Consider the following 19,339-nt stretch of genomic DNA (forward strand, 5'->3'; position numbering starts at 1 on the left):
GAAGCCGGGGTGGGGAAAACCGGAGCACTGAGAAGCCGGGGCATGGAGAAGCGGAGGAGCGGGAGCGGGGCTCCGCGTCCTCGGCCCTGTCCCGGAGAGCCGTCCCGGGAGGTCAGGCGGGGCGAGTGATCATGTAGGCGAGACCGACGAGGATCACGACGGGAATGAGCCACACGATCGCCTCGATGGCGAACTCCTTGTACATGAGGAACATCCCTCCGGAGCGGTGGTCGGCGAGGAGCGCGGATTTCCGACGATAGCCGCTGTTCCCGGCGGCGACCAGGACCCGTCGCGCACCGGTTCGCCCGCGGCTGAAGACCGGTTCCCGCGAGGGGCCGGTTCCCGCGGGGGGCGGCCGTTACGAGGGGGCGGCCGAGCCGACCACCACCGGGGTGTCCGAGAGTTCCCCCTCGACCACGTCGGCGACCACGCAGGTGATGTTGTCGGGGCCTCCCGCCTCGCAGGCGAGCGCGATCAGCTGACGCGTCACCTCGTCGAGGTCGTCGACCTCGGCGAGCACCTGGCGGAGCCGCTCGGCGTCGACCACCCCGGACAGCCCGTCGGAGCAGAGCAGGTAGCGGTCGCCCAGCTCGGCGTCCCGGAGGGAGAGGTCGAGCTCGAGGTTGTCGCCGCCGTCGAGGACCTGCAGCAGGATCGACCGGTGCGGGTGGCGGGCGGCCTCCTCGGCGGTGATCCGGCCGTCGTCCATCAGCGTCTGGACCAGGGTGTGGTCGTAGGTGATCTGGTAAAGATCGCCGTTGCGCAGGAGGTAGGCGCGGGAGTCGCCGATGTGGGCGAGGGCGACGCGGGAGCCGTTCCAGAGCATCAGGGTCAGGGTGGTGCCCATGCCGGTGAGCGACGGGTCTTCCTCGACCAGCTCGCGCAGGCGCTGGTTGGCCTTGCGGACCCCGGCCTCGGCGGCGGCGGCGAGGTCGCCGGGGCACTCCTGGTCCAGGGACGCGACGGTGGCGATCGCCGCCGAGCTGGCGACCTCCCCGCCCACGTGGCCGCCCATCCCGTCGGCGACGGCGAGAAGCCGGGCGCCCGCGTAGGCGGCGTCCTCGTTGCCTTGCCGGATCCGGCCGACGTCGGAGCCTGCCGTATAGCGCAGCGTGATCATCTGCACATCACTAGATCGTCGAGTTGCACGAGCTGAGCCGCTTTCGGACAGTTGGGATGGGCATAGGGCGAACCGAGATGTTCCACGATCCACTTAACACCATGGTGGCGCAAGCGGCCTGGGGAAGTGTTGCCACATCTGTTGACACCTGTGGTGGCGCGTAAGCTGGTTTCGGTGCCACCCGACCGCCTCTTCAGTGCCCCCGCACTGTGCCCGAAGTACCCCACCTTACGCATCGCTAGGAGATCAGTAATGGCCGCGATCCTTCAGGAGGCGGCTCGTCGCCGCACGTTCGCGGTGATCAGCCACCCTGACGCGGGTAAGTCGACCATGACCGAGGCGCTGGCGCTGCACGCCTCCGCGATCAGCCAGGCGGGCGCGGTGCACGGCAAGTCCGGGCGGCGCGGGGTCACCTCCGACTGGATGGAGATGGAGAAGGCCAGGGGCATCTCCATCACCTCCGCCGCGCTCCGGTTCGAGTACCGCGGCCACATGTTCAACCTGGTCGACACCCCCGGCCACGCCGACTTCTCCGAGGACACCTACCGGGTGCTGGCCGCCGTCGACTGCGCGGTCATGCTGCTCGACGCGGCCAAGGGCATGGAGCCGCAGACCCTGAAGCTGTTCGAGGTCTGCCGGCACCGCCGCATCCCGGTGATCACTTTCGTCAACAAGTGGGACCGGCCGGGACGCGAGGCACTGGAGCTGCTGGACGAGATCGAGGAGCGCACCGGCCTGAAGCCCACGCCGATCACCTGGCCGATCGGCACCGGCGGCTTCTTCCACGGGGTGGCCGACCGCACCGCCGACCGGATCGTCCGCTACACCCGCACCCCCGGCGGCGCCACCAAGGCCATCGAGACCGACCTGAGCGCCGAGCAGGCCCTGGCGGAGCTGGGCGGCGACTGGGAGCGGGCCAAGGACGAGATCGACCTGCTCTCCGCGATCGGCGCCGACCACGACCAGAAGACCTTCGAGGCGCACGAGTCGACCCCGGTGCTGTTCGGGGCCGCGCTGTCCAACTTCGGCGTCGGCCGCCTGCTGGACGCCATGGTCGACATCGCCCCCGCCCCCACGCCCCGCCCGGACGTCGCCGACGACCCGCGCCCGCTGGAGGAGCCGTTCTCCGGCCTGGTCTTCAAGGTGCAGGCCAACATGGACCCCTCGCACCGCGACCGCATCGCCTTCGTCCGGGTCTGCTCGGGCAGGTTCGAGCGCGGCATGGTTCTCGTCCACGCGGCCACCGCCCGCCCGTTCGCGACCAAGTACGCCCAGTCGGTCTTCGGCCAGGAACGCGCCACGATCGACGAGGCGTACCCCGGCGACGTCGTCGGCCTGGTCAACGCCAGCGCCCTGCGTCCCGGCGACACGCTCTACGACGGCCCGCCCGTCGAGTTCCCGAGGATCCCGAGCTTCGCCCCCGAGCACTTCTCCACGGCCAGGGTCCGCGACTCCAGCCGGTCCAAGCAGTTTCGCAAGGGGATCGAGCAGCTCGACGCCGAGGGCGTGGTCCAGGTGCTCCGCTCCGACGTCCGCGGCGACCAGTCGCCGGTGCTCGCGGCGGTGGGCCCGATGCAGTTCGACGTGGTCAAGCACCGGATGGCCGCCGAGTTCAACACCGAGATCCTGATGGACCGGCTCGACTTCGGTATCGCCAGGCTCACCGACGCCGAGTCGGCGCCGTTCCTGGCCCGCCAGCGCGGGGTGGAGGTCTTCACCCGCTCGCTCGACGGTGCCCTGCTGGCGCTGTTCACCGACGAGTGGCGCATGCGCGGCGTGATGCGTGACAACCCCGACCTGGTGCTGAACGCCCTGCTCGCCGACACGCGCGGCTGACCTCCCCTCGGGGAGTGCGGGTCGCGTGACGTGAGGCGGGTCGTATGAGGTGAGACGGGGAGGTCCGGGTGCCCGGGGCCTCCCCGTCAGGCTTTCGTGGTGAGATATGTCGTTATGAGCGCGATTAAGTGGGGAATTCTGGCGACCGGCGGCATCGCCGCGTCCTTCACCGAGGACCTGAAGCTCCTGCCGGACGCCGAGGTGGCCGCGGTCGGATCGCGGTCGAAGGAGTCCGCGCGGGCCTTCGCCGACCGGCACGGCATCCCTCGGGCCCACGGGAGCTGGACGGAGCTGGCCACCGATCCCGACGTGGACATCGTCTACGTCGCCAACACCCAGAACGCCCACTATGACGCCGTACGGACCTGCCTCGAAGGAGGCAAGGCCGTACTGTGCGAGAAGGCGTTCACCCTCAACCGGGCCGAGGCCGCCAAACTGGTCGACCTCGCGCGGGAGCGGGGCCTGTTCCTGATGGAGGCCATGTGGACGCGCTGCATCCCGGCCGTCCGCAAGATCATGGAGCTGGTCGAGGGCGGCGTCGTCGGCCCGGTCCAGACCATTCACGCCGACTTCGGGTTCTCCGTCTCCGTCCCGCCCGAGCACCGGCTCCGCAACCCGGCGCTGGGCGGCGGCGCCCTGCTCGACGTGGGCGTCTACCCGATCTCCTTCGCCCACATGCTGCTCGGCGCCCCCGCCGGGGTGCGATCCTGGGCGCGGCTGACCCCCGAGGGAGTGGACGAGAACACCGGCGTGCTGCTCGGCTACGACAGCGGGGCGGTCGCCCTGCTGTCCTGCGGCATCACCACGCACAGCCCGGTCGCCGCGTCCATCTCCGGCACGCTCGGCCGGATCGAGTTGCCGGGCCCGTTCTTCCGCCCCGACACCTTCACCCTGCACCGCACGGAAGGCGAGCCGGAGACCTTCCACGTCCCCTTCGAGGGGAAGGGCATGCTGCACGAGGCGGCCGAGGCCATGCGCTGCCTGCGCGAGGGCCTGCTGGAGAGCCCGCTGATGCCCTGGCAGGCGACTCTCGACGTGATGGGCGTCATGGACGAGGTCCGCTCGCAGGTGGGTGTCCGTTTTCCTGGTGAATAACTGATCCGGGTGTGTGAGACGTTTCCCTTCCCGCACACCTGAGGTGTTTTCCGGGTGTGCGGGTGGGGCGTCTGCCGGGTGTACCGGGTGGTTGTTGTCGGTGCTCGCTGCGGTGGGCGGGTGTTCCGGCCGGCCGTCTCAGTTGCGTTCCGGCGGTTCCGGCCTCCGGCCTGCTCGGGCGTGGTGGTTGCGGGCTCTTTTCAAGCCGGCCGGAACACCCGCCCACCTCCGCTGTGCGCGTTCCGGCCGTAGGGGGTGCGGGCCGTAGTCGCTCGCTTTCCGGCCGCCCAGTGGTCCCACCGCCGCTGAAGCGTCACTTCGGGACCGTTCGGGGCGGGTCGCCGTAGCTGAAGCGCCCCGTGCACGACCCGGTCCAGGGCTGAGGCGCCGCAGGCCGCCCTGGCTCGTCGATGTCGGATGTACGGGACCCGTGGTGTCCTTCTCAGGATCTTCTCAGGGAGGTTCAGGAGCCTCTCAGGTCGTTCGTGATGTTGTTGTGCCCGCCGCCGTCACCAGACCCGCAACGCCGGGGGAACGGGACGGGGGCCACACATGCCACTTCCCCCCAGGAGCTTCCCGACCATGACTCCTCTCGCGATTCACGCCGGACTGATGTTCGACGGCACGAGCCTGTCCGGCCCCGCGACGGTGTTCGTGGAGGACGGGCGGATCACCGGCCTGGACACCACGGGAGCCCTTCCGCCGGACGGGGTGGACCTGATCGACCTCGGCACGGACACCTTCCTGATGCCGGGACTCGTCGACCCTCATGTGCATCTCGGCTTCGACGCGGGCCTCGACCCGGTGACCGCGTTCACCACCGCCGACGACGCGGAGCTGCTGGCCATGATGCGGACCGCGGCCGGCAGGGCGCTCCGGGCCGGTATCACGACCGTGCGTGACCTCGGTGACCGCGACTACCTGGCGCTGGCGCTGAGCGCGGAGATGGGGCGATGCCCCGGAGGGGGGCCGGAGATCCTCGCCGCCGGGCCTCCGATCACCACGCCCGGCGGCCACTGCCATTTCATGGGCGGCGCGGCCGAAGGGGCCGCCGCCCTGCGCGCCGCGGTACGGGACCGGCACGAGCGGGGCTGCGCGGTAATCAAGATCATGTTGAGCGGCGGCAACATGACGCCGGGCTCGCCGCCGCCACACGAGTCGCAGTACTCGGCGGCCGACCTGCGGGTCGTCGTCGGCGAAGCGCATCGGCTCGGCCTACCCGTCGCCGCCCACGCGCACGGCACGCAAGCGATCAGGGACGCGCTGGCGGCGGGAGTGGACAGCATCGAGCACGCGACATTCGTGACCGCGGACGGCGTCGATGCGGATCCCACCCTGCTCGCCGCCATCGCCGAGAGCGACACCTTCGTGAGCGTGACGATCGGAGTCGTCCCCGGCGACTCACCACTCGTCCTGCCGCCGGAGGTCGCCAGGCGTGTGCAGGCCGTACACGAGGCCCTCAGGGCCCTCTACAGGCTCGGTGCCCGCATCGTGCTCGGTACGGACGCCGGCATCATGCCGGTCAAGCCGCACGACGTGCTGCCGTACGCCGTCGCCCAGTTCACCGCGGAGGGCCCGTCCCCGTTGGAGGCACTCACGGCGGCGACCAGCCTCGCCGCTCAGGCGTGCGGGGTTCCCGAGCGGAAGGGACGGATCACGGTGGGCGCGGACGCCGACCTGCTGGCCGTGACCGGGAATCCCCTCGACGATCTCGATCGGCTCCGAGACGTCCGAGCGGTCTTCCGCGCGGGCATCCGGGTCAGGTGACCCGGCCGGCTCTCCTTTCACTTCTCGGCAGGAAGTGGAAGAGCATGGGTGGGTTTTCGGTCGCCCTGGCGGTACTGGCCCACACCCGCCAACGCATCCACGCCACCGCCACCGGCCGGCGGGTGTTCGTGGGTCTGCCGGCCGGGCTGCGGCAGTTGCTGCGGCGCACCGGCCCGTTGCCCCGCTTCGTGCTGGGCGACAGCGTCGACCAAGCCGTCGCCGACCTGCTCCCGAAGGCGTGAAGCTCAGCCTTTGCTTCCTCGGCACTGAAAATCTGTAGTGGCTGAAGTAGACATTCGTGGTTGGTGGGGATAGAGTTCCTGGCATCGCAAGGAACGGATCCACGAGGGCAGAGCAGGACGTAGGCATCACGACGAACTGCCCGGACGAGCGTGGACAGCTGGACGACAAAGACGACGCAGTGAAGAGGGGCAGAAGGTCGGACGTGCCAGGACCAAGCGGTTGAAGGGTTCCGGCCGTGGACGCGCTGCCACAGCAGTGAAACAAGAGACACCGTCGGACGTGCCAGGACCAGCGCAGGTAGAAAGTGAAGGGTCCCGGCCGTGGACGAAGCAGCTGCACCAAGTGATGCATGAAGTTGAGGAAGCAGCGCCGGCGAAAAGTGAAAGGAGTGTTGAACGCCATCAGGATCGCCCGTTGTCGGCTGCTGTTCGCCGCACGGGTACCGCAGTTCCCCGGATTGGACGGTGGTCTACGGTCACGCATTCGCGATCCCCGCATCCCCGCCCCCATCGGGCGGCCACATGCGGAAGCAGGTAAGTCGGCCCCAGGGCCGGTAGATGGTGTTGAACCTCGTGGGCCCCGGCGCATCATGGCGCCGGGGCCCTTTTGGCATTTCCGAGAAGGTCGTTGGGAAGGTTATGCGGACCGAGCACCGATGGCGTCGGCCGTCCGCGCGGAGCCCGGGCTCTGTTCGCCGGACCGCACCACGGCACTCTTGTGGCCGGCTAACTCGTCCCCGGCGCCTCATCACCTGTGAGCCCGCTCGGTCACCACCGAAAGTGAGCCGGAGCCGAATCTGCGACAGAGCCGTTTGATTGACCCGCCCGGCCACCGCCTGTGGCGTCGAAACACCGAAGCCGCTGCTCAACGCGCGGGCGAGGACGGCCGCCGACACCCGGACCGGACAGTGGCATCACACAGTCCGCATTTGAGGGGGTTTGCGCTTTTCGCTCCAATTGCCAGAACAGGTGAGGCTTTTCGGCTTTCCGGATACGCGAGAATGCCGGATGTGATCGTAGATAAGGCCATCTACTGCGACGGCTTGCGCGAGACCATCAGCGGTGACATCAGCGATGCGGTCACCGCCGCCCGAGCGCGGGGAGACTGCTTTTTGTGGATCGGCCTGCACGAGCCCACCCAGCAGGAGTTCGACCTGATCACCAGCGAGGTGAAGCTGCATCCACTGGCCGTGGAGGACGCCATCCACGCCCACCAGCGAGCCAAGCTCGAACGCTATGACGACACCCTGTTCATCGTGCTCAAGCCGCTGCTGTACCTGGAGGAGACCTCCGACATCGAGGTCGGCGAGATCAACCTGTTTCTGGGCCGCGACTTCGTCATCAGCGTCCGCCACGGCCAGGCCAACCCCCTGAACGGGGTACGCGGACGCATCGAGTCCAACCCCGATCTACTGGCCGCCGGCCCGGCCGGTGTGCTGTACGCGATCTGCGACGAGGTCGTCGACACCTACTCGCGCGTCTCCCACGAAGTCGAAGCAGACCTCATCGCGCTGGAGCATCGCGTGTTCAGCGGCGAGCAGGCCGACGCCACCGCCGACATCTACTCACTCAAGCGAGAGGTGCTGGAGTTTCGCACCGCCCAGGATCCGTTGATCCCGGTGCTGGAAGAGATCGTCAAAGGCCGGGTGGAGCTGTGCATGGCCAACAGAGAACAGTTCCGCGACGTCCTCGATCACCTGCTGCGTGTCGATGCCCAAGTCGATGAGCACAACGAACTGCTCACCAGCGCCTTGAGCGCGCACCTGGCCCTGATGGGCCGTGAGCAGAACCTGGTCGCGATGCAGCAGAACGCCGACATGCGCAAGATCTCTTCATGGGCGGCCCTCATCGCCGTTCCCACCATGATCGCGGGTATCTACGGCATGAACTTCGACTACATGCCCGAACTGCACTGGCTACTCGGCTACCCGCTCAGCCTGAGCGTCATGGTCGTCGCCGTCCTGATCGTCCACCGGCTGCTGCGCAGGAGCGGATGGCTGTGAAAACGCCCAGGTTCCTCCCCCGCGGGCTCTCCGTCGGCAAGCTTCTGCTCGCCGCGGTCATCGCCTGGATCGCCCTGCTGACCCTCATCATCCTGCTCGATCCGGCCGGCTCGGCCCCTGCCCCCTGACTCCACCGCCGACTGCGGACCCCTGGCCCCCTGGCCGAAAATTCGGCAGATATAGACCTACAAGGACTGCCGGGCCGACCGCGGACCCCTGCCCCCATCAGCTCACCGACGTCGAGCGCCTCCTGGCCGACCTCGCCGCGACCGTCCCGGCCGGCTGCTGCCTGGTCTGCGAGCACGGGAGACGGGCCGGTCAATCGATGGCGGCCCAGGACTTTCGACGACGTCCCATGCGCCGTTGGATCAACGACTCGAAGTAAGCGGATCGGCCCGCCTGTGCGTAAGGGGGGTGTGGAGCACATGGAGTTCGAGGACTTCTACCAGAGCGCCCGGGACGCGTGCCTGCGCGCCGTCGTGGCGGCCACAGGGAACCGGCATCTGGCCGAGGACCTGGTCGCCGAGGCGTTCACGCGGGCCTGGCTGTCCTGGCGCACGGTCAGGCGGCATCCCGCGCCGCGCGCGTGGGTGGTCCGGGTGGCGCTGAACACGCGGGTGAGCTGGTGGCGGCGGCGTCGTCACGAGGTCGTCCTGGCCGGTCACGACACCGCCCAGCCGGCGCGGCCTGATGAGCAGGACGTGGACCCCGCCCTGCTGGCCGCCCTGCGGCGGTTGCCGAAACGGCAGCGGGAGGTGGTGGCGCTGCGGGTCTTCCTGGACCTGGACACCCAGACCACCGCCACGACCCTCGGGATCGCTCCGGGAACCGTCACCGCGCACCTGGCGCGCGCCATCGCGGCGCTGCGCGGCGACCTCACCACTGCCACCGCCACCAGCCTGGAGGAGCACAGATGAACGACGACGACGTACTGAACGTGGTGCGCGACTCGATGTCGGGCGTCCGGATGAGCACACCCGCCCATGAAGTGATCTCGGCGGCCCGCGCCCGCCGGCGACATCGCCGCCTTGCCGCCACGGCCGGTGGCGGCGTGCTCGCCGCGGCGGTCGCGTGGACCCTGACGCTCGGCGGTCAACAGGTCAACGCGCCACCGGCGGTGCACGTGCAGATGGCGGCCTTCTCCATCGACTCCAACGCCGACGGCACCGTGACCGTGAAGCTCACCAAGGAGGAGTCCCTGGATCCGGCGACGATGAAGAACGCTCTGGCCCGGGCCGGGGTGCCCGCTGAGGTCACGATCAACAAGTGGTGCGACACCACGCCTCCTGGCGGCCAGGACGGTCTGGAGGACGTCGTCACCATGGACAAGGTCGGCGACCGGGCACCGCAGATGATCATCACGCCGAGCGCGATGCCCGCCGGCACCAAACTACTGATCGGCATCCGCACCCCCGACTACCAGCCGGACAACCCCAACCCGCTCGGCGCGACCATGATCCTGGCCTCTACGGATGCGCCGCTGACCTGCTCGACCGACATCCCCCACCGGCCCGAGCACGGCAAGCACCCCGCCCGCGACAAGCTCAGCGACACGAAAAAGGACGCGGAAAAGGACGCGACGAAGGACGCCGCCAAGAAGGCGAAGGAAACCGCGGAAACGAACTGACCGGTCACCGAGTGCGGCCTGAGCCAGGGCCCGCGGCAGCGTAGGCGGGCCCGCGCTATGCGGCCGATCACAATGAAGGGCGTCGTCGACCGGTCCGGTCACGGCGCCCTCCCCGTTTAGCCGGCAGGGCCTTTCGGCATCGGTGTCGGCGGCGGTGTCGGCTCCGGAGCCGGCCTGATCTGCTGGGGGAGAGGGGGGCGCGGCTCGTGCTGCCGCAGGGCGCACACCGCCTCGGGTAGCGTCAGGCGCACCTCGAAGTGATCCACCATGCGGGTCAGCTCGAAGAGGCGCCGCGCACGCCCTTGCGCGGGCAGGACCACGATCAAGCGTCCCTGGCGCCGCTGGACGTCCTGGCGCATCCGGACCAGAGCGCCCACCCCCACCGAGGCGATGAAGGTCACCTGGGTGAGGTCGACGACCAGCCGCAGGTCCTCGAAGGTGAGCAGTGCCTCATCCAGCGTCACCGCCACGTCCGGGATCGTCACGGCGTCCAGCTCTCCGACCAGGCGAAGCACCCGCACCGACCCCAGCCGCCAGCTCTGCACCTGCGGCGCGGCTCGATCAGCCGGCACGACGCCATCCCCCTCGCGGTCGCATACTGCGCCAACGTGGCCATTGTCCTGGTTGCTGCATGGGGCGTCCGTTTCGCGAGCACTCCAGAGAGGGCTGACTCGATGGCTAAGGCGATTGATCGCGGCCCGAGCGTGAAGATCAGCCGCAGGCCGCCTCGGCACGCCGGCGGGTCGCCGTCATGCGCACTTGTCGAGGACGTCCGCCCGGTCCAGCAGGCCGAGCAGGCGGCGCATGCCGGTCGGCACGCTGATCAGGTGGGCCACGCCGTCGTGGCACAGGCCGGTCAGCATGCGCAGGCCCGCGAGGTCGACGAACTCCAACCGGCCGACGTCGATGATGAGGATGTCCTCGGCGGTCTGGGCCTGGGCCAGGGTTCGGGCGACTGCCTGAGTGTTGGTGATGTCGAGCTCGCCGATCAGCCGGACCGCGCCTCCGGGCGGGGCCGGGTCGTAGGTGACGCGCAGCGTGCGATCGAGGTAGAGGATGGCGTTGACCCCGCGCTCGCCGGATACGACCTGCTCCTGCTGCTCTTGGATGGTCCAGGCTTCACCGTAGGGCGTTCGTCGCGGCCCGCCGGCCGATGAAGCCGGTAGCCGGTGTTGCCGGGCGCGGTGAGCCGACCGGTGCTGCACGACAGCCATGTGATCGATCCCCTTACCTGCTCTGATGCACGCCAACGAACCTGGGCGTCTCCACCCTATGTCGGAAAGAAGATACACGAAAGATGTTTCCGGTATGCTTCTTCCTATGGTGATGTCTGTCCCCGCCTGCTTCCGTGGCGAGCCGCTCTGCGATGCCGGAAGGATGTGACGTGGCCGAGAACAGTTCCGATCAGCCGTCGTCCTCGTGGACCTTTCTGACCCATCATGCCCGGGTCCTGCTGGAGATCGCCCGTGACCCGCAGGCGCGGCTGCGCGACATCGCGGCCGTCATCGGTATCACCGAGCGCGCGGCACAGGGCATCGTGACCGACCTGCACCAGGCGGGCTACCTGACCCGCTCCAAGGTGGGCCGCCGCAACCACTACACGATCAACCCCGACCAGCATTTCCGCTACCCCACCGAGGCGGATGTGCCCATCGGCGTGCTGCTGGACATCTTCGCCCGCCACGACCAGGCTCAGCAGGCCCTCCACGCAGGTCAGGGCCACTAAAGGCGAAGTGGCAGCGAGCGATCGGCTCCATCGCCAACAGAAAGGGCCCCGTCGCCGATCCCGAGCCAGGCGGCCGACTCGACGGACACGGCGACTGAGCACGCCGCGAAATCATCGGCCGGCTGATGCCAACCGCCGCGAGAGTGTCAGTGCGCGGACTGCCAAGCGATACGAGAGCATCAGTAGATGCGTCATGAGAGCGGGGGCAGACGCTGACCACCTGCCTCAGCGCGGGGCATGGACCGCGGTGCATACCCGGGTCGCTGGGTGGCGCTTGCGCCATGTCGCGTCGGCATGACCGAGGGGTCTTCCACTTGGCGTATCGGGAGAACGTAACGGCTGCTACATTCCACGACGTGACGACCCGTGAGATGCAATGGCTGGTATTGGTGATCAAGCTACCCGCCGAACCGTCCCGCCACCGGGTGGCAGTCTGGCGCGAGCTACGCAAAGCCGGCGCGATCACCCTCGGACAGGGCACCTGGGCGGTCCCGGACGTCCCCGCCTTCACCGATGGCATCCGCCGCGTCCTGCAGCTCGCCGACACCGCCGGCGGCCAGGCCATGACGTTGACCGCCACCGGACGCGAACCCCAGGACGCGGCCCGCTTCCAGCAGATGTTCACCGCCGCGCGGTCGGCCGACTGGACGGAATTCTTGGCCGACTGCGCCAAGTTCGAGACCGAGATCGCCAAAGAGATCCGGATCGCCAAGTTCACCCTGGCCGAACTGGAGGAAGAGGAACAGAGCCTGGCGCGGCTGCGACGCTGGCATCGCGACCTGAGCGCCCGCGACGTCTTCACCGCACCGGAGTCGTCCCAAGCCGCCGAGCGACTCAAAGACTGCGAACGCCTCTGCGAGGACTACGCCGAGCGTGTCTTCGCGGAACTACACCGGTCGGCCCCGGAGCAGGCGTGAACCCCTCTGCCGCTGCTCGCCCGGCCTCCCGGGCCGCGATGTGGCCGCTGTATGCGGCCGGTTTCACCACCGCGTTCGGCGCGCACGCCATCGCCGCCAACCTCGGTGGCTTCTCCGCCGACGCCGTCACCTCACTGCTGGTGCTCGGCGGCCTGCTGGCCCTCTACGACGGGGCGGAAGTGCTGCTCAAGCCCTTCTTCGGCAGTCTGGCCGACCGCATCGGCGCCCGGCCGGTACTGCTGGGCGGGCTGGTCGCCTTCGCCGCCGCCTCCGCGCTGTACGCGGTCGCGGACAGCCCGTCGTGGTTGTGGGCGGCCCGCCTCGGCCAGGGCGCGGCGGCCTCGGCGTTCTCCCCGTCGGCCTCCGCGCTGGTCGCCCGGCTCAACCCGGCCGCCAGGCGCGGGCGGGCATTCGGCGGCTACGGCTTCTACAAGTCCATCGGCTACACCCTGGGCCCGCTGCTGGGCGGCGTCCTGGTCTGGGCCGGCGGGATGGGCCTGCTGTTCGCGGTGATGGCGCTGCTCGGCGCGGGCGTCGCCCTGTGGGCCGCGCTGGCCGTACCCGCCATGCCGCCACTGCCGCGCGCCCGCCAGACCGTACTGGACCTGGCCCGCCGCCTGGGTGCGCCCGCATTCCTCACCCCCACCGCAGCCCTCGCGGGAGCGACCGCCGCGCTGTCGGTCGGCGTCGGCTTCCTGCCCGTCTCCGGCGCCGCCGCCGGGCTGGGCCCCGTGGCCACCGGCGCCGCCGTCTCCGTCCTGGCGGCCTGCGCCGCGCTCGTTCAGCCGCTCGCCGGGCGGGCCCTGGACGCCGGCCGCCTCAGCACACGCACCGGGCTGACCGCCGGCCTGCTGATCACCGCGGCCGGTCTCGGCTGCGCCATGCTCCCCGGCCTGGGCGGCATCCTCACCAGCGCGCCGCTGATCGGCGCCGGGACCGGACTGATCACCCCGCTCGGCTTCGCCGCCCTGGCCGCCGCCACCCCGCCAGAGCGCCTGGGCCAGACCATGGGCTCAGCCGAACTCGGCCGCGAACTCGGCGACGCCGGCGGCCCCCTCCTGGTCGCCGGCGTCGCGACCCTGTTCACCCTCACCCACGGCTTCGCCACCCTCGCCGTCCTACTGGCCATCGGCCCGCTGGTGGCGGTGATCACCGCCCTGATCGCCCGCCGCCCGGCCCCCACACCGCCATGATCATCAGGTATCGCCAACGACTCCACGTCTACCGCGGTGCTCGCGTCGTGGTGGCCTTGAGGAACCACCACTCGGTCGCGATCGCGCTGTGGTTCGGCGCGCTCATCGCGCTGATCGCGGTGCGCTTCTGGTCGTTTTGGAGCACCCTCATCTAACTCCACTGAGTACAGGGTTTTTTGAATTCAGGAAATCCTGTACTTTGGAGGTGTGCTGACGATCGCCTCCGAGATCGAGGTCTTGACGCGTTTCGGCCGCGCGCTGGCCGATCCGATTCGCTGCCGGATCCTGCTCGCGCTGCGCGAGGCTCCCGCCCACCCCGCCAACCTGGCCGACCTCCTGGGCATCTCCCGCACCCGGCTGAGCAACCACCTGGCCTGCCTGCGTGACTGCGGCCTGGTCGTCGCCGTCCCGGTCGGCCGCCGCACCCGCTACGAGCTGGCCGACCCCCGGCTCGGCCACGCCTTGGCCGACCTGAGCAGCGCCGTCATCGCGGTCGCCGCCGACGCCGAGCGCACCTGCGCCGACGCTGATGAGAAGGGCTGCTGCTGATGACCGCCATCACGCTCGGCCCCACCCCGGCCCGCCGCGCCGCGCTGGCGCGCCGCATCCGGCTGCTGGTGGCCGCGACCATCGCCTACAACGTCATCGAAGCCGCCGTGGCCATCACCGCCGGCACCGTCGCCTCCTCGAGCGCCTTGATCGGCTTCGGCCTGGACTCCATCGTCGAGGTCGCCTCCGCCGCCGCGGTCGCCTGGCAGTTCTCCGCCACCGACCACGAACGCCGAGAGAAGACTGCGCTGCGGGTCATCGCCTTGTCGTTCTTCGCGCTGGCCGCCTACGTCACCTTCGACGCCGTCCGGGCCCTGCTCGGCACCGGCGAGGCCGAGCACTCCACCCCCGGCCTGATCCTGGCCGCCCTGAGCCTGGTCGTCATGCCGTTCCTGTCAGCCGCCCAACGCCGCGCCGGCCGCGAGCTCGGCTCCGCCTCCGCGGTCGCCGACTCCAAGCAGACCCTGCTGTGCACCTACCTGTCAGCCGTGCTGCTGGTGGGCCTGGCGCTCAACAGCGCCTTCGGCTGGTCCTGGGCCGACCCGATCGCCGCCCTGGTCATCGCCGCCGTGGCGGTCAAGGAAGGCCGCCAGGCCTGGCGCGGGGACGCCTGCTGCGCTGTCCCCTCCGCCACCCTGTCCGGCGGCACGGTGTCCGGCGGCACGGTGTCGGAGACCGACGGCTGCGCGGACGGCTGCTGCTCATCCATCCAGGACACGCCGAAGGGCACGTGATGATCGGCCGTCTGATGCCCGTACCGGTGCGGGCCGCCTACCGCGCCGAGATGCGCGCCGCCCGCACCACCACCAACCCCGACGACCGGTGGCGGCATCCGGAGCGGGGCATCTCATCTCCCAGCCCTGGCCCTGGCCGCACACGGCCGACCACATCGCCATGTTCGCCCTCGCCGTGCGCCGGCGCGACCGTCGCGAAGCGTTCGGCCAGGTCGTGCGCATCATCGTCGCCGCGCCCGGCCCGGCGCTGGGCCACTACCCGCAAGGCGACACCGGCCGCGCCCGCGCCGGCCTGACCCGGCCCATGCCCGTCCCCGGAGATTCGGCCACGCCGCCGCGGGCCGGCCTGTGGGCGGCCACCGTAAGCCGTAACAGAGCACCCATGCCATGACCTCCGCCTCTCCACCGGGAGGCGTTCACCTCCATCCTCACTGTCAGACGAGCTTCCAGTCGTGGCGTTCCAGGAAGGCGCGCCCGCCGGTGGCGTACTCGGTGAAGGCCTCCTGGACCGCCCCCAGGTCCGGGACGTGCGTGCGGAACATCCGGTTCCTGACGCTGTCCTTGTACTCCAGCTCGTAGCCCGAGATCTCCGGGGAGCTCTGGACGAAGTGCTCGCCGAAGACGACCAGGGCCGTGAACGGGTTCTGCGGGGACATGGTGGCGAGCGCGTCGGAGATGAGCCGGAGGTCGGGGCCGACCACGATCATCCCGTCGCCCGTCCGCATCTCCATGCTCGGGTAGACGCCTCGCGGAGACAGGTTGTGCACCAGACCGCGCTGCGGGTCGTAGCAGACCAGTCCGCACTCGGCGGCCAGGGCGAAGACCTCGGCGGACACCTCGTCGGCCCGCTCCGGGTCCACGCTGACCAGGACGTGGTCGGGGGAGAGCCACTCGGCCCCGGGCAGCCGATCGGCGAACGCCGTCACCCCCGGGTGCGCCTCGGCGTCCTCCCGCTCCTCGGGACGGGGATCCTCGCCATGCGGGAGCGTCGTCTCCGGCTCCCCGGGGGGAGGCGTTCCAGGGTCCTCCGAAGCCCCGCGGTGGAGGGACCGGAAGACCTTCTCCGCGTGTTCCCTGGTGATCGGTTTGGGCTCGTACCAGACGGCCAGTTCGAAACTCACGGCTCCATTGTCCTCCGGGTGCCTCTCCCGGTGGAAAGGGCCGGATCGATCGGGTGATCGACCCGGAGGACGCGCCGGTGGTCTGAGGGCTCACGATGCGCGGGAAGGGTCAGCCCCTGTGTGACCCTGCCAGAGATGAGCCCGCCGTACCCGCTCATCCTCGTACGGATCGTGAAGCCTCGAACGACCACATGATCTCCTGCCATCCGGACGCTACGGAGCCGCTGCATATTTTCCGCATATGCCGGACAAGCCGATCAGGGGCAGCCGGTGATCGACGACCCGAGGAGTCCGGCCAGGTCGTCCGCCTTCGTCCCGTCCCCGATGACGGTGAAGAGCTCGTGGGCCTCACGCCAGCATCTGAGGGCCCTCTCCCTGTCGCCGGCCGCCGCGTGGGCGAGGCCGAGGCTGCGGAGCGCGCCTCCCAGGTACGTCGTCCAGCTGCGGGTCCGCCACAGCGCCACGGACTCCGTCAGGCGCTCGACCGCCCGCGCGTGGTCGCCGTCGGCACGGTCGAGGTCGCCCAGGATCCAGAGGGCGTCGGCCAGGTGGTGGGTGAGGTTGTAGCGGCGGCTGAGCTCCTCCACGGTGACGGCCGTGGGGCGCGCCCGCTCGTCGCCCTCGCCGCTGTAGAGCTTCGCCAGCGTGACCAGGGTCATCGTCTCGGACGCCGGGTCCCGCGCCACCCGGGACATGACGAGGGAGCGGTTGAGACACCGCTCCGCGGGTTCCGGCTGGCCGGTCTCGACGTACGCGAGGCCGAGGAACTGCAGGGACGTCGCCTCGAAGCGCGGGTTTCCCATGGTCTCCGCCACTTCCAGCGCGCTCACCAGGTGCGGGATCGCCGAGTGGACGTCCCGCTGGCCGTGCGTGATACCGAGCGCCAGGTGGGCGCGCGCCCGGCCGCCGAGGTGGCCGGTCTCCTCCGCGAGGCGCAGCGCCGTCTCCGCGGACTCCACGGCCGGTTCGACGAATCCCTGCGCGGCCAGGCCCCAGGCGCACATCACGTGGGCGTCCGACAGCCCGCGCAACTCGCCGGCCTCGGTGAACATCTCCGTGAGCCGGACGGCGTTGGTGTGCAGCGCCACCATGGCGCCGCCCTCGTGCTCGACACCGGTCCAGGTGGTCACGTCGAGCAGCCCGCGCAGCATGACGGCCTCGCCGAGCAGGTTCCCGGCCGTACGGCAGGCCAGCATGGCCCGCTCGTTGAGGCGCCGGCACTCGGAGAAGAACCCGTGGGAGTCGAAGTAGCGTTCGAGGCATCCGGCGAGGTCCCAGGCGAAGTCGTCGAGCTCCAGGACGCAGGCCTGCTCGACGAGACCGGCCAGCGCGGTCCGCTCGGCGTTGAACCAGGCGAGGGGGTCGCGCAGGAGGGACGCGGCGACGTCGCCGGGCAGTGCCCGGCGTGGCGCCGGGCCGTGGAGCACGGCGTAGCAGGCGCCGTGGACGTGCTCCATGGCCTGTTCCGCCAGCCAGAGCCACGCGCCGAACGCCCGGGTCGTCGCGAGCAGGAGTTCGGCCGGTTCCTCCTCGGCCTCCGCGCGCTCGCGGGCGTACAGCCGGACGAGGTCGTGGAAGCGGTAGCGGGCCTGCCCGGTGGCGTCGACCCCGGAGATGGTGACGAGCTGTGCGTCCACCAGCGACTCCAGGTATGTCTCCCCCTCCTCGTGCGGGCGGTCGAGCAGCGTGGCGGGGACCCAGCTCGCGAAGCCGGGGACGTCGAGAAGGCCGAGCAGCCGGAAGGCGCGCCGCGCGTCCGCGGGGAGACCGACGTAGCTCAGGGCCAGGCTCGCCCTGACCGCGCGGTCGCCGACGACCAGCTGGTCGAGGCGCCCGCGCTCGTCGCCGAGCCGCCCGACGAGCCAGGCGATGCTCTGCCGCGGGCGGGCGGCCAGCCGCGCGCCCGCGACGCGCACGGCGAGCGGGATGCGGTCGCACAGCCAGACGAGTTCGGTGGCGGCGGAGAGCTGCGCGGCGACGCGGTCGTGTCCGATCAGCCGCGAGAGCAGCTCCACGGCCTCCTGGGTGCTCAGGACGTCCAGCTCGACCGCTCGCACGCCCTCCAGGCCGGAGAGCCTCGCGCGGCTCGTGACGATCACCGCGCAGCCGGAGACGCCCGGGAGCAGGGGTCTCACCTGCTGCTCGGACGCCGCGTTGTCGAGGACGATCAGGACGTTCGCGCGGGCCAGGCGGCTGCGGTACAGCGCGGCACGGGCCTCGACCGACTCCGGGACGCTCGACCCGGGTACGCCCAGCGCGACGAGGAACCGCCCGAGCACGTCGCCGGGGTGCTCCTGCTCCTCTTCGTGCGCGCCGTGCAGGTCGACGTAGAGCTGTCCCCCGGGAAACCTGTCGGCCAGTTGGTGCGCCACGCGCACCGCCAGGGCCGTCTTGCCGATGCCGCCCATTCCGGTGATGACCGAGACGGTCGTCGCGGAACGGTCGTCCAGCCGCGCGACGAGTTCCCTGACGTGCTGCTCGCGCCCCGCGAAGTCGGCGATGTTCATCGGCAGCTCCGCGGGAGGCTCGCGCGGCTCGGCCGGCCCCCGCTTCGTTCTCGGCTGCTCGTCCCGGTCGTCCTTCGCGAGCACGCTCGCGACGTGCCCGGGGCTCGCCCGCTCCCCGGCCAGGATCAGCCGGTGCAGGTCGCGCAGCCGGTCCCCGGGTTCGACGCCCAGTTCCTCGTTCAGCAGGCGCCGGGTGTCGGCGTACACCGTCAGCGCCTCGGAACTCCGGCCGGCGCGGGTGAGCGCCACCATCAGGTGCGCCCGCAGGCGCTCGCGGAGCGGGTGCGCGTTCACGTGACCGGTGAGCTCGGCGACGAGTTCCGGCTGGAACCTCACCGCGAGGTCGGCCTCGACGCGGTTCTCCAGCGTGGTGAGCCGCAGCTCCTCCAGGCGCGCCGCCTCGCCCGACAGGTCCTCGACGAACCGCAGATCGCCGTAGGCGGGGCCGCGCCACAGCCGCAGGGCCTGGTGGAGGAAGTCCGCGGCCTCGTGGTGGTCACCGTGCAGGAACGCGTCGCGGCCGTTCTTCGCCAGTGACTGGAATCGATGGAAGTCCAGCTCACCGGGGTGCACGACCAGCAGGTAGCCGCCGTGCCGGCGCAGGACCCGCTCGTGGCCCAGGCACTGGCGGAGGCGGGAGGCGTACAGGCGCAGGTTGTTGTCGGCCGTCTTCGGCGGGTGCTCGCTCCAGAGCGCGTCCACGAGCAGGTCGTCGGCCACGGACCGGTTGGCGTGGTGGAGCAGCATCGCGAGCAGGGCCCGCTGCTTGCGTCCGCCCAGGGGAAGCGGCTGGTGGTCGGCTCTCACTTCGACCGGCCCCAGGACGGAGAAGTCCATACCACTCCCCTGGAAGGTTTCGCAGTGGCCAAGTTTGCCCGACCTCCCCCCGACCGTCAATGATC

Annotated in this window: 20 protein-coding genes; 15 read left to right on the plus strand and 5 right to left on the minus strand. The window is 70.3% G+C overall.

Features of this window, described 5'->3' with window-relative positions; translation table 11 throughout:
• Positions 1-358: 358 nt before the first annotated feature.
• A complete protein-coding gene (locus tag ACTOQ3_RS32030) occupies positions 359-1,120 on the minus strand; it encodes a PP2C family protein-serine/threonine phosphatase (RefSeq protein ID WP_440087283.1) in 762 nt (253 codons plus the stop codon).
• A 252-nt stretch (positions 1,121-1,372) separates the two neighbouring features.
• On the opposite strand from ACTOQ3_RS32030, the gene ACTOQ3_RS32035 reads away from it, so the two are divergent.
• From ACTOQ3_RS32035 to ACTOQ3_RS32070, 8 genes are all read left to right on the plus strand, one after another.
• The gene (locus ACTOQ3_RS32035) at positions 1,373-2,956 is read left to right on the plus strand and encodes a peptide chain release factor 3 (protein WP_440087182.1); all 1,584 of its coding nucleotides are present in this window, start codon (positions 1,373-1,375) and stop codon (positions 2,954-2,956) included.
• Positions 2,957-3,070: 114 nt separating this feature from the next.
• Positions 3,071-4,051, plus strand: a complete 981-nt coding sequence (locus tag ACTOQ3_RS32040; RefSeq protein ID WP_440087183.1) for a Gfo/Idh/MocA family protein — start codon at positions 3,071-3,073, stop codon at positions 4,049-4,051.
• Between the two features lie 582 nt (positions 4,052-4,633).
• Positions 4,634-5,818: an amidohydrolase family protein gene (locus tag ACTOQ3_RS32045; RefSeq protein ID WP_440087184.1), complete on the plus strand. Its 1,185-nt coding sequence runs from the start codon at positions 4,634-4,636 to the stop codon at positions 5,816-5,818.
• 44 nt (positions 5,819-5,862) lie between these two features.
• Positions 5,863-6,060: a hypothetical protein gene (locus tag ACTOQ3_RS32050; RefSeq protein ID WP_440087185.1), complete on the plus strand. Its 198-nt coding sequence runs from the start codon at positions 5,863-5,865 to the stop codon at positions 6,058-6,060.
• Between the two features lie 1,001 nt (positions 6,061-7,061).
• Positions 7,062-8,063: a magnesium and cobalt transport protein CorA gene (locus tag ACTOQ3_RS32055; RefSeq protein WP_440087186.1), complete on the plus strand. Its 1,002-nt coding sequence runs from the start codon at positions 7,062-7,064 to the stop codon at positions 8,061-8,063.
• Complete coding sequence (locus ACTOQ3_RS32060; protein ID WP_440087187.1) at positions 8,054-8,191, plus strand: hypothetical protein; 138 nt, start codon at positions 8,054-8,056, stop codon at positions 8,189-8,191. Before ACTOQ3_RS32055 ends, ACTOQ3_RS32060 begins: the two co-directional genes overlap by 10 nt.
• A gap of 297 nt (positions 8,192-8,488) precedes the next feature.
• Positions 8,489-8,980, plus strand: coding sequence for a SigE family RNA polymerase sigma factor (locus ACTOQ3_RS32065; RefSeq protein ID WP_440087188.1), 492 nt, complete (start codon positions 8,489-8,491; stop codon positions 8,978-8,980).
• Positions 8,977-9,690 (plus strand): hypothetical protein, encoded by a 714-nt coding sequence (locus ACTOQ3_RS32070; protein WP_440087189.1) that lies wholly within the window; start codon positions 8,977-8,979, stop codon positions 9,688-9,690. Before ACTOQ3_RS32065 ends, ACTOQ3_RS32070 begins: the two co-directional genes overlap by 4 nt.
• 116 nt (positions 9,691-9,806) lie before the next feature.
• Here the strand turns inward: ACTOQ3_RS32070 and ACTOQ3_RS32075 are convergent, their stop codons facing one another.
• Positions 9,807-10,262 (minus strand): STAS domain-containing protein, encoded by a 456-nt coding sequence (locus ACTOQ3_RS32075; RefSeq protein WP_440087191.1) that lies wholly within the window; start codon positions 10,260-10,262, stop codon positions 9,807-9,809.
• A 177-nt stretch (positions 10,263-10,439) separates the two neighbouring features.
• Positions 10,440-10,904 (minus strand): STAS domain-containing protein, encoded by a 465-nt coding sequence (locus ACTOQ3_RS32080; RefSeq protein WP_440087192.1) that lies wholly within the window; start codon positions 10,902-10,904, stop codon positions 10,440-10,442.
• A 170-nt stretch (positions 10,905-11,074) separates the two neighbouring features.
• Between ACTOQ3_RS32080 and ACTOQ3_RS32085 the strand changes: the two genes are divergently transcribed.
• The 7 genes from ACTOQ3_RS32085 to ACTOQ3_RS32115 all read left to right on the plus strand — a co-directional run bounded on the left by ACTOQ3_RS32085 (position 11,075) and on the right by ACTOQ3_RS32115 (position 15,200).
• A complete protein-coding gene (locus ACTOQ3_RS32085; RefSeq protein ID WP_440087193.1) occupies positions 11,075-11,416 on the plus strand; it encodes a helix-turn-helix transcriptional regulator in 342 nt (113 codons plus the stop codon).
• A 356-nt stretch (positions 11,417-11,772) separates the two neighbouring features.
• Positions 11,773-12,333 carry a Chromate resistance protein ChrB gene (locus tag ACTOQ3_RS32090; RefSeq protein WP_440087194.1) on the plus strand — a complete coding sequence of 187 codons (561 nt, stop codon included), beginning with the start codon at positions 11,773-11,775 and terminating at the stop codon, positions 12,331-12,333.
• Complete coding sequence (locus tag ACTOQ3_RS32095; RefSeq protein WP_440087195.1) at positions 12,330-13,526, plus strand: MFS transporter; 1,197 nt, start codon at positions 12,330-12,332, stop codon at positions 13,524-13,526. Before ACTOQ3_RS32090 ends, ACTOQ3_RS32095 begins: the two co-directional genes overlap by 4 nt.
• A complete protein-coding gene (locus tag ACTOQ3_RS32100) occupies positions 13,523-13,681 on the plus strand; it encodes a hypothetical protein (protein WP_440087196.1) in 159 nt (52 codons plus the stop codon). Before ACTOQ3_RS32095 ends, ACTOQ3_RS32100 begins: the two co-directional genes overlap by 4 nt.
• 52 nt (positions 13,682-13,733) lie before the next feature.
• Entirely contained in the window at positions 13,734-14,075 is a 342-nt protein-coding gene (locus tag ACTOQ3_RS32105; RefSeq protein ID WP_440087197.1) for an ArsR/SmtB family transcription factor, read from the plus strand.
• Positions 14,075-14,809, plus strand: a complete 735-nt coding sequence (locus tag ACTOQ3_RS32110) for a cation transporter (protein ID WP_440087198.1) — start codon at positions 14,075-14,077, stop codon at positions 14,807-14,809. The genes ACTOQ3_RS32105 and ACTOQ3_RS32110 overlap by 1 nt, the downstream gene beginning before the upstream one ends.
• An 88-nt stretch (positions 14,810-14,897) precedes the next feature.
• Positions 14,898-15,200, plus strand: a complete 303-nt coding sequence (locus ACTOQ3_RS32115) for a DUF3703 domain-containing protein (RefSeq protein ID WP_440087199.1) — start codon at positions 14,898-14,900, stop codon at positions 15,198-15,200.
• Between the two features lie 43 nt (positions 15,201-15,243).
• Here ACTOQ3_RS32115 and ACTOQ3_RS32120 read toward each other — a convergent pair whose 3' ends face one another.
• Together ACTOQ3_RS32120 and ACTOQ3_RS32125 are read right to left on the minus strand one after the other, a co-directional pair.
• Entirely contained in the window at positions 15,244-15,930 is a 687-nt protein-coding gene (locus ACTOQ3_RS32120; protein WP_440087200.1) for a hypothetical protein, read from the minus strand.
• Positions 15,931-16,187: 257 nt separating this feature from the next.
• Positions 16,188-19,274 (minus strand): AfsR/SARP family transcriptional regulator, encoded by a 3,087-nt coding sequence (locus ACTOQ3_RS32125; RefSeq protein WP_440087201.1) that lies wholly within the window; start codon positions 19,272-19,274, stop codon positions 16,188-16,190.
• Between the last annotated feature and the right edge of the window lie 65 nt (positions 19,275-19,339).

The sequence above is a fragment of the Streptosporangium sp. LJ11 genome, assembly GCF_051918945.1.
Classification (GTDB): Bacteria; Actinomycetota; Actinomycetes; order Streptosporangiales; family Streptosporangiaceae; genus Streptosporangium.

Bases quoted from the DNA above. Each gene is read 5' to 3' on its own strand.
- ACTOQ3_RS32100 (WP_440087196.1), top strand. From the start codon at position 13,523: ATGATCATCAGGTATCGCCAACGACTCCACGTCTACCGCGGTGCTCGC.
- ACTOQ3_RS32070 (WP_440087189.1), top strand. From the start codon at position 8,977: ATGAACGACGACGACGTACTGAACGTGGTGCGCGACTCGATGTCGGGC.
- ACTOQ3_RS32080 (WP_440087192.1), bottom strand. From the start codon at position 10,904: ATGGCTGTCGTGCAGCACCGGTCGGCTCACCGCGCCCGGCAACACCGG.
- ACTOQ3_RS32030 (WP_440087283.1), bottom strand. From the start codon at position 1,120: ATGATCACGCTGCGCTATACGGCAGGCTCCGACGTCGGCCGGATCCGG.
- ACTOQ3_RS32035 (WP_440087182.1), top strand. From the start codon at position 1,373: ATGGCCGCGATCCTTCAGGAGGCGGCTCGTCGCCGCACGTTCGCGGTG.
- ACTOQ3_RS32065 (WP_440087188.1), top strand. From the start codon at position 8,489: ATGGAGTTCGAGGACTTCTACCAGAGCGCCCGGGACGCGTGCCTGCGC.
- ACTOQ3_RS32045 (WP_440087184.1), top strand. From the start codon at position 4,634: ATGACTCCTCTCGCGATTCACGCCGGACTGATGTTCGACGGCACGAGC.
- ACTOQ3_RS32060 (WP_440087187.1), top strand. From the start codon at position 8,054: ATGGCTGTGAAAACGCCCAGGTTCCTCCCCCGCGGGCTCTCCGTCGGC.
- ACTOQ3_RS32050 (WP_440087185.1), top strand. From the start codon at position 5,863: ATGGGTGGGTTTTCGGTCGCCCTGGCGGTACTGGCCCACACCCGCCAA.
- ACTOQ3_RS32110 (WP_440087198.1), top strand. From the start codon at position 14,075: ATGACCGCCATCACGCTCGGCCCCACCCCGGCCCGCCGCGCCGCGCTG.
- ACTOQ3_RS32125 (WP_440087201.1), bottom strand. From the start codon at position 19,274: ATGGACTTCTCCGTCCTGGGGCCGGTCGAAGTGAGAGCCGACCACCAG.
- ACTOQ3_RS32055 (WP_440087186.1), top strand. From the start codon at position 7,062: ATGCCGGATGTGATCGTAGATAAGGCCATCTACTGCGACGGCTTGCGC.
- ACTOQ3_RS32040 (WP_440087183.1), top strand. From the start codon at position 3,071: ATGAGCGCGATTAAGTGGGGAATTCTGGCGACCGGCGGCATCGCCGCG.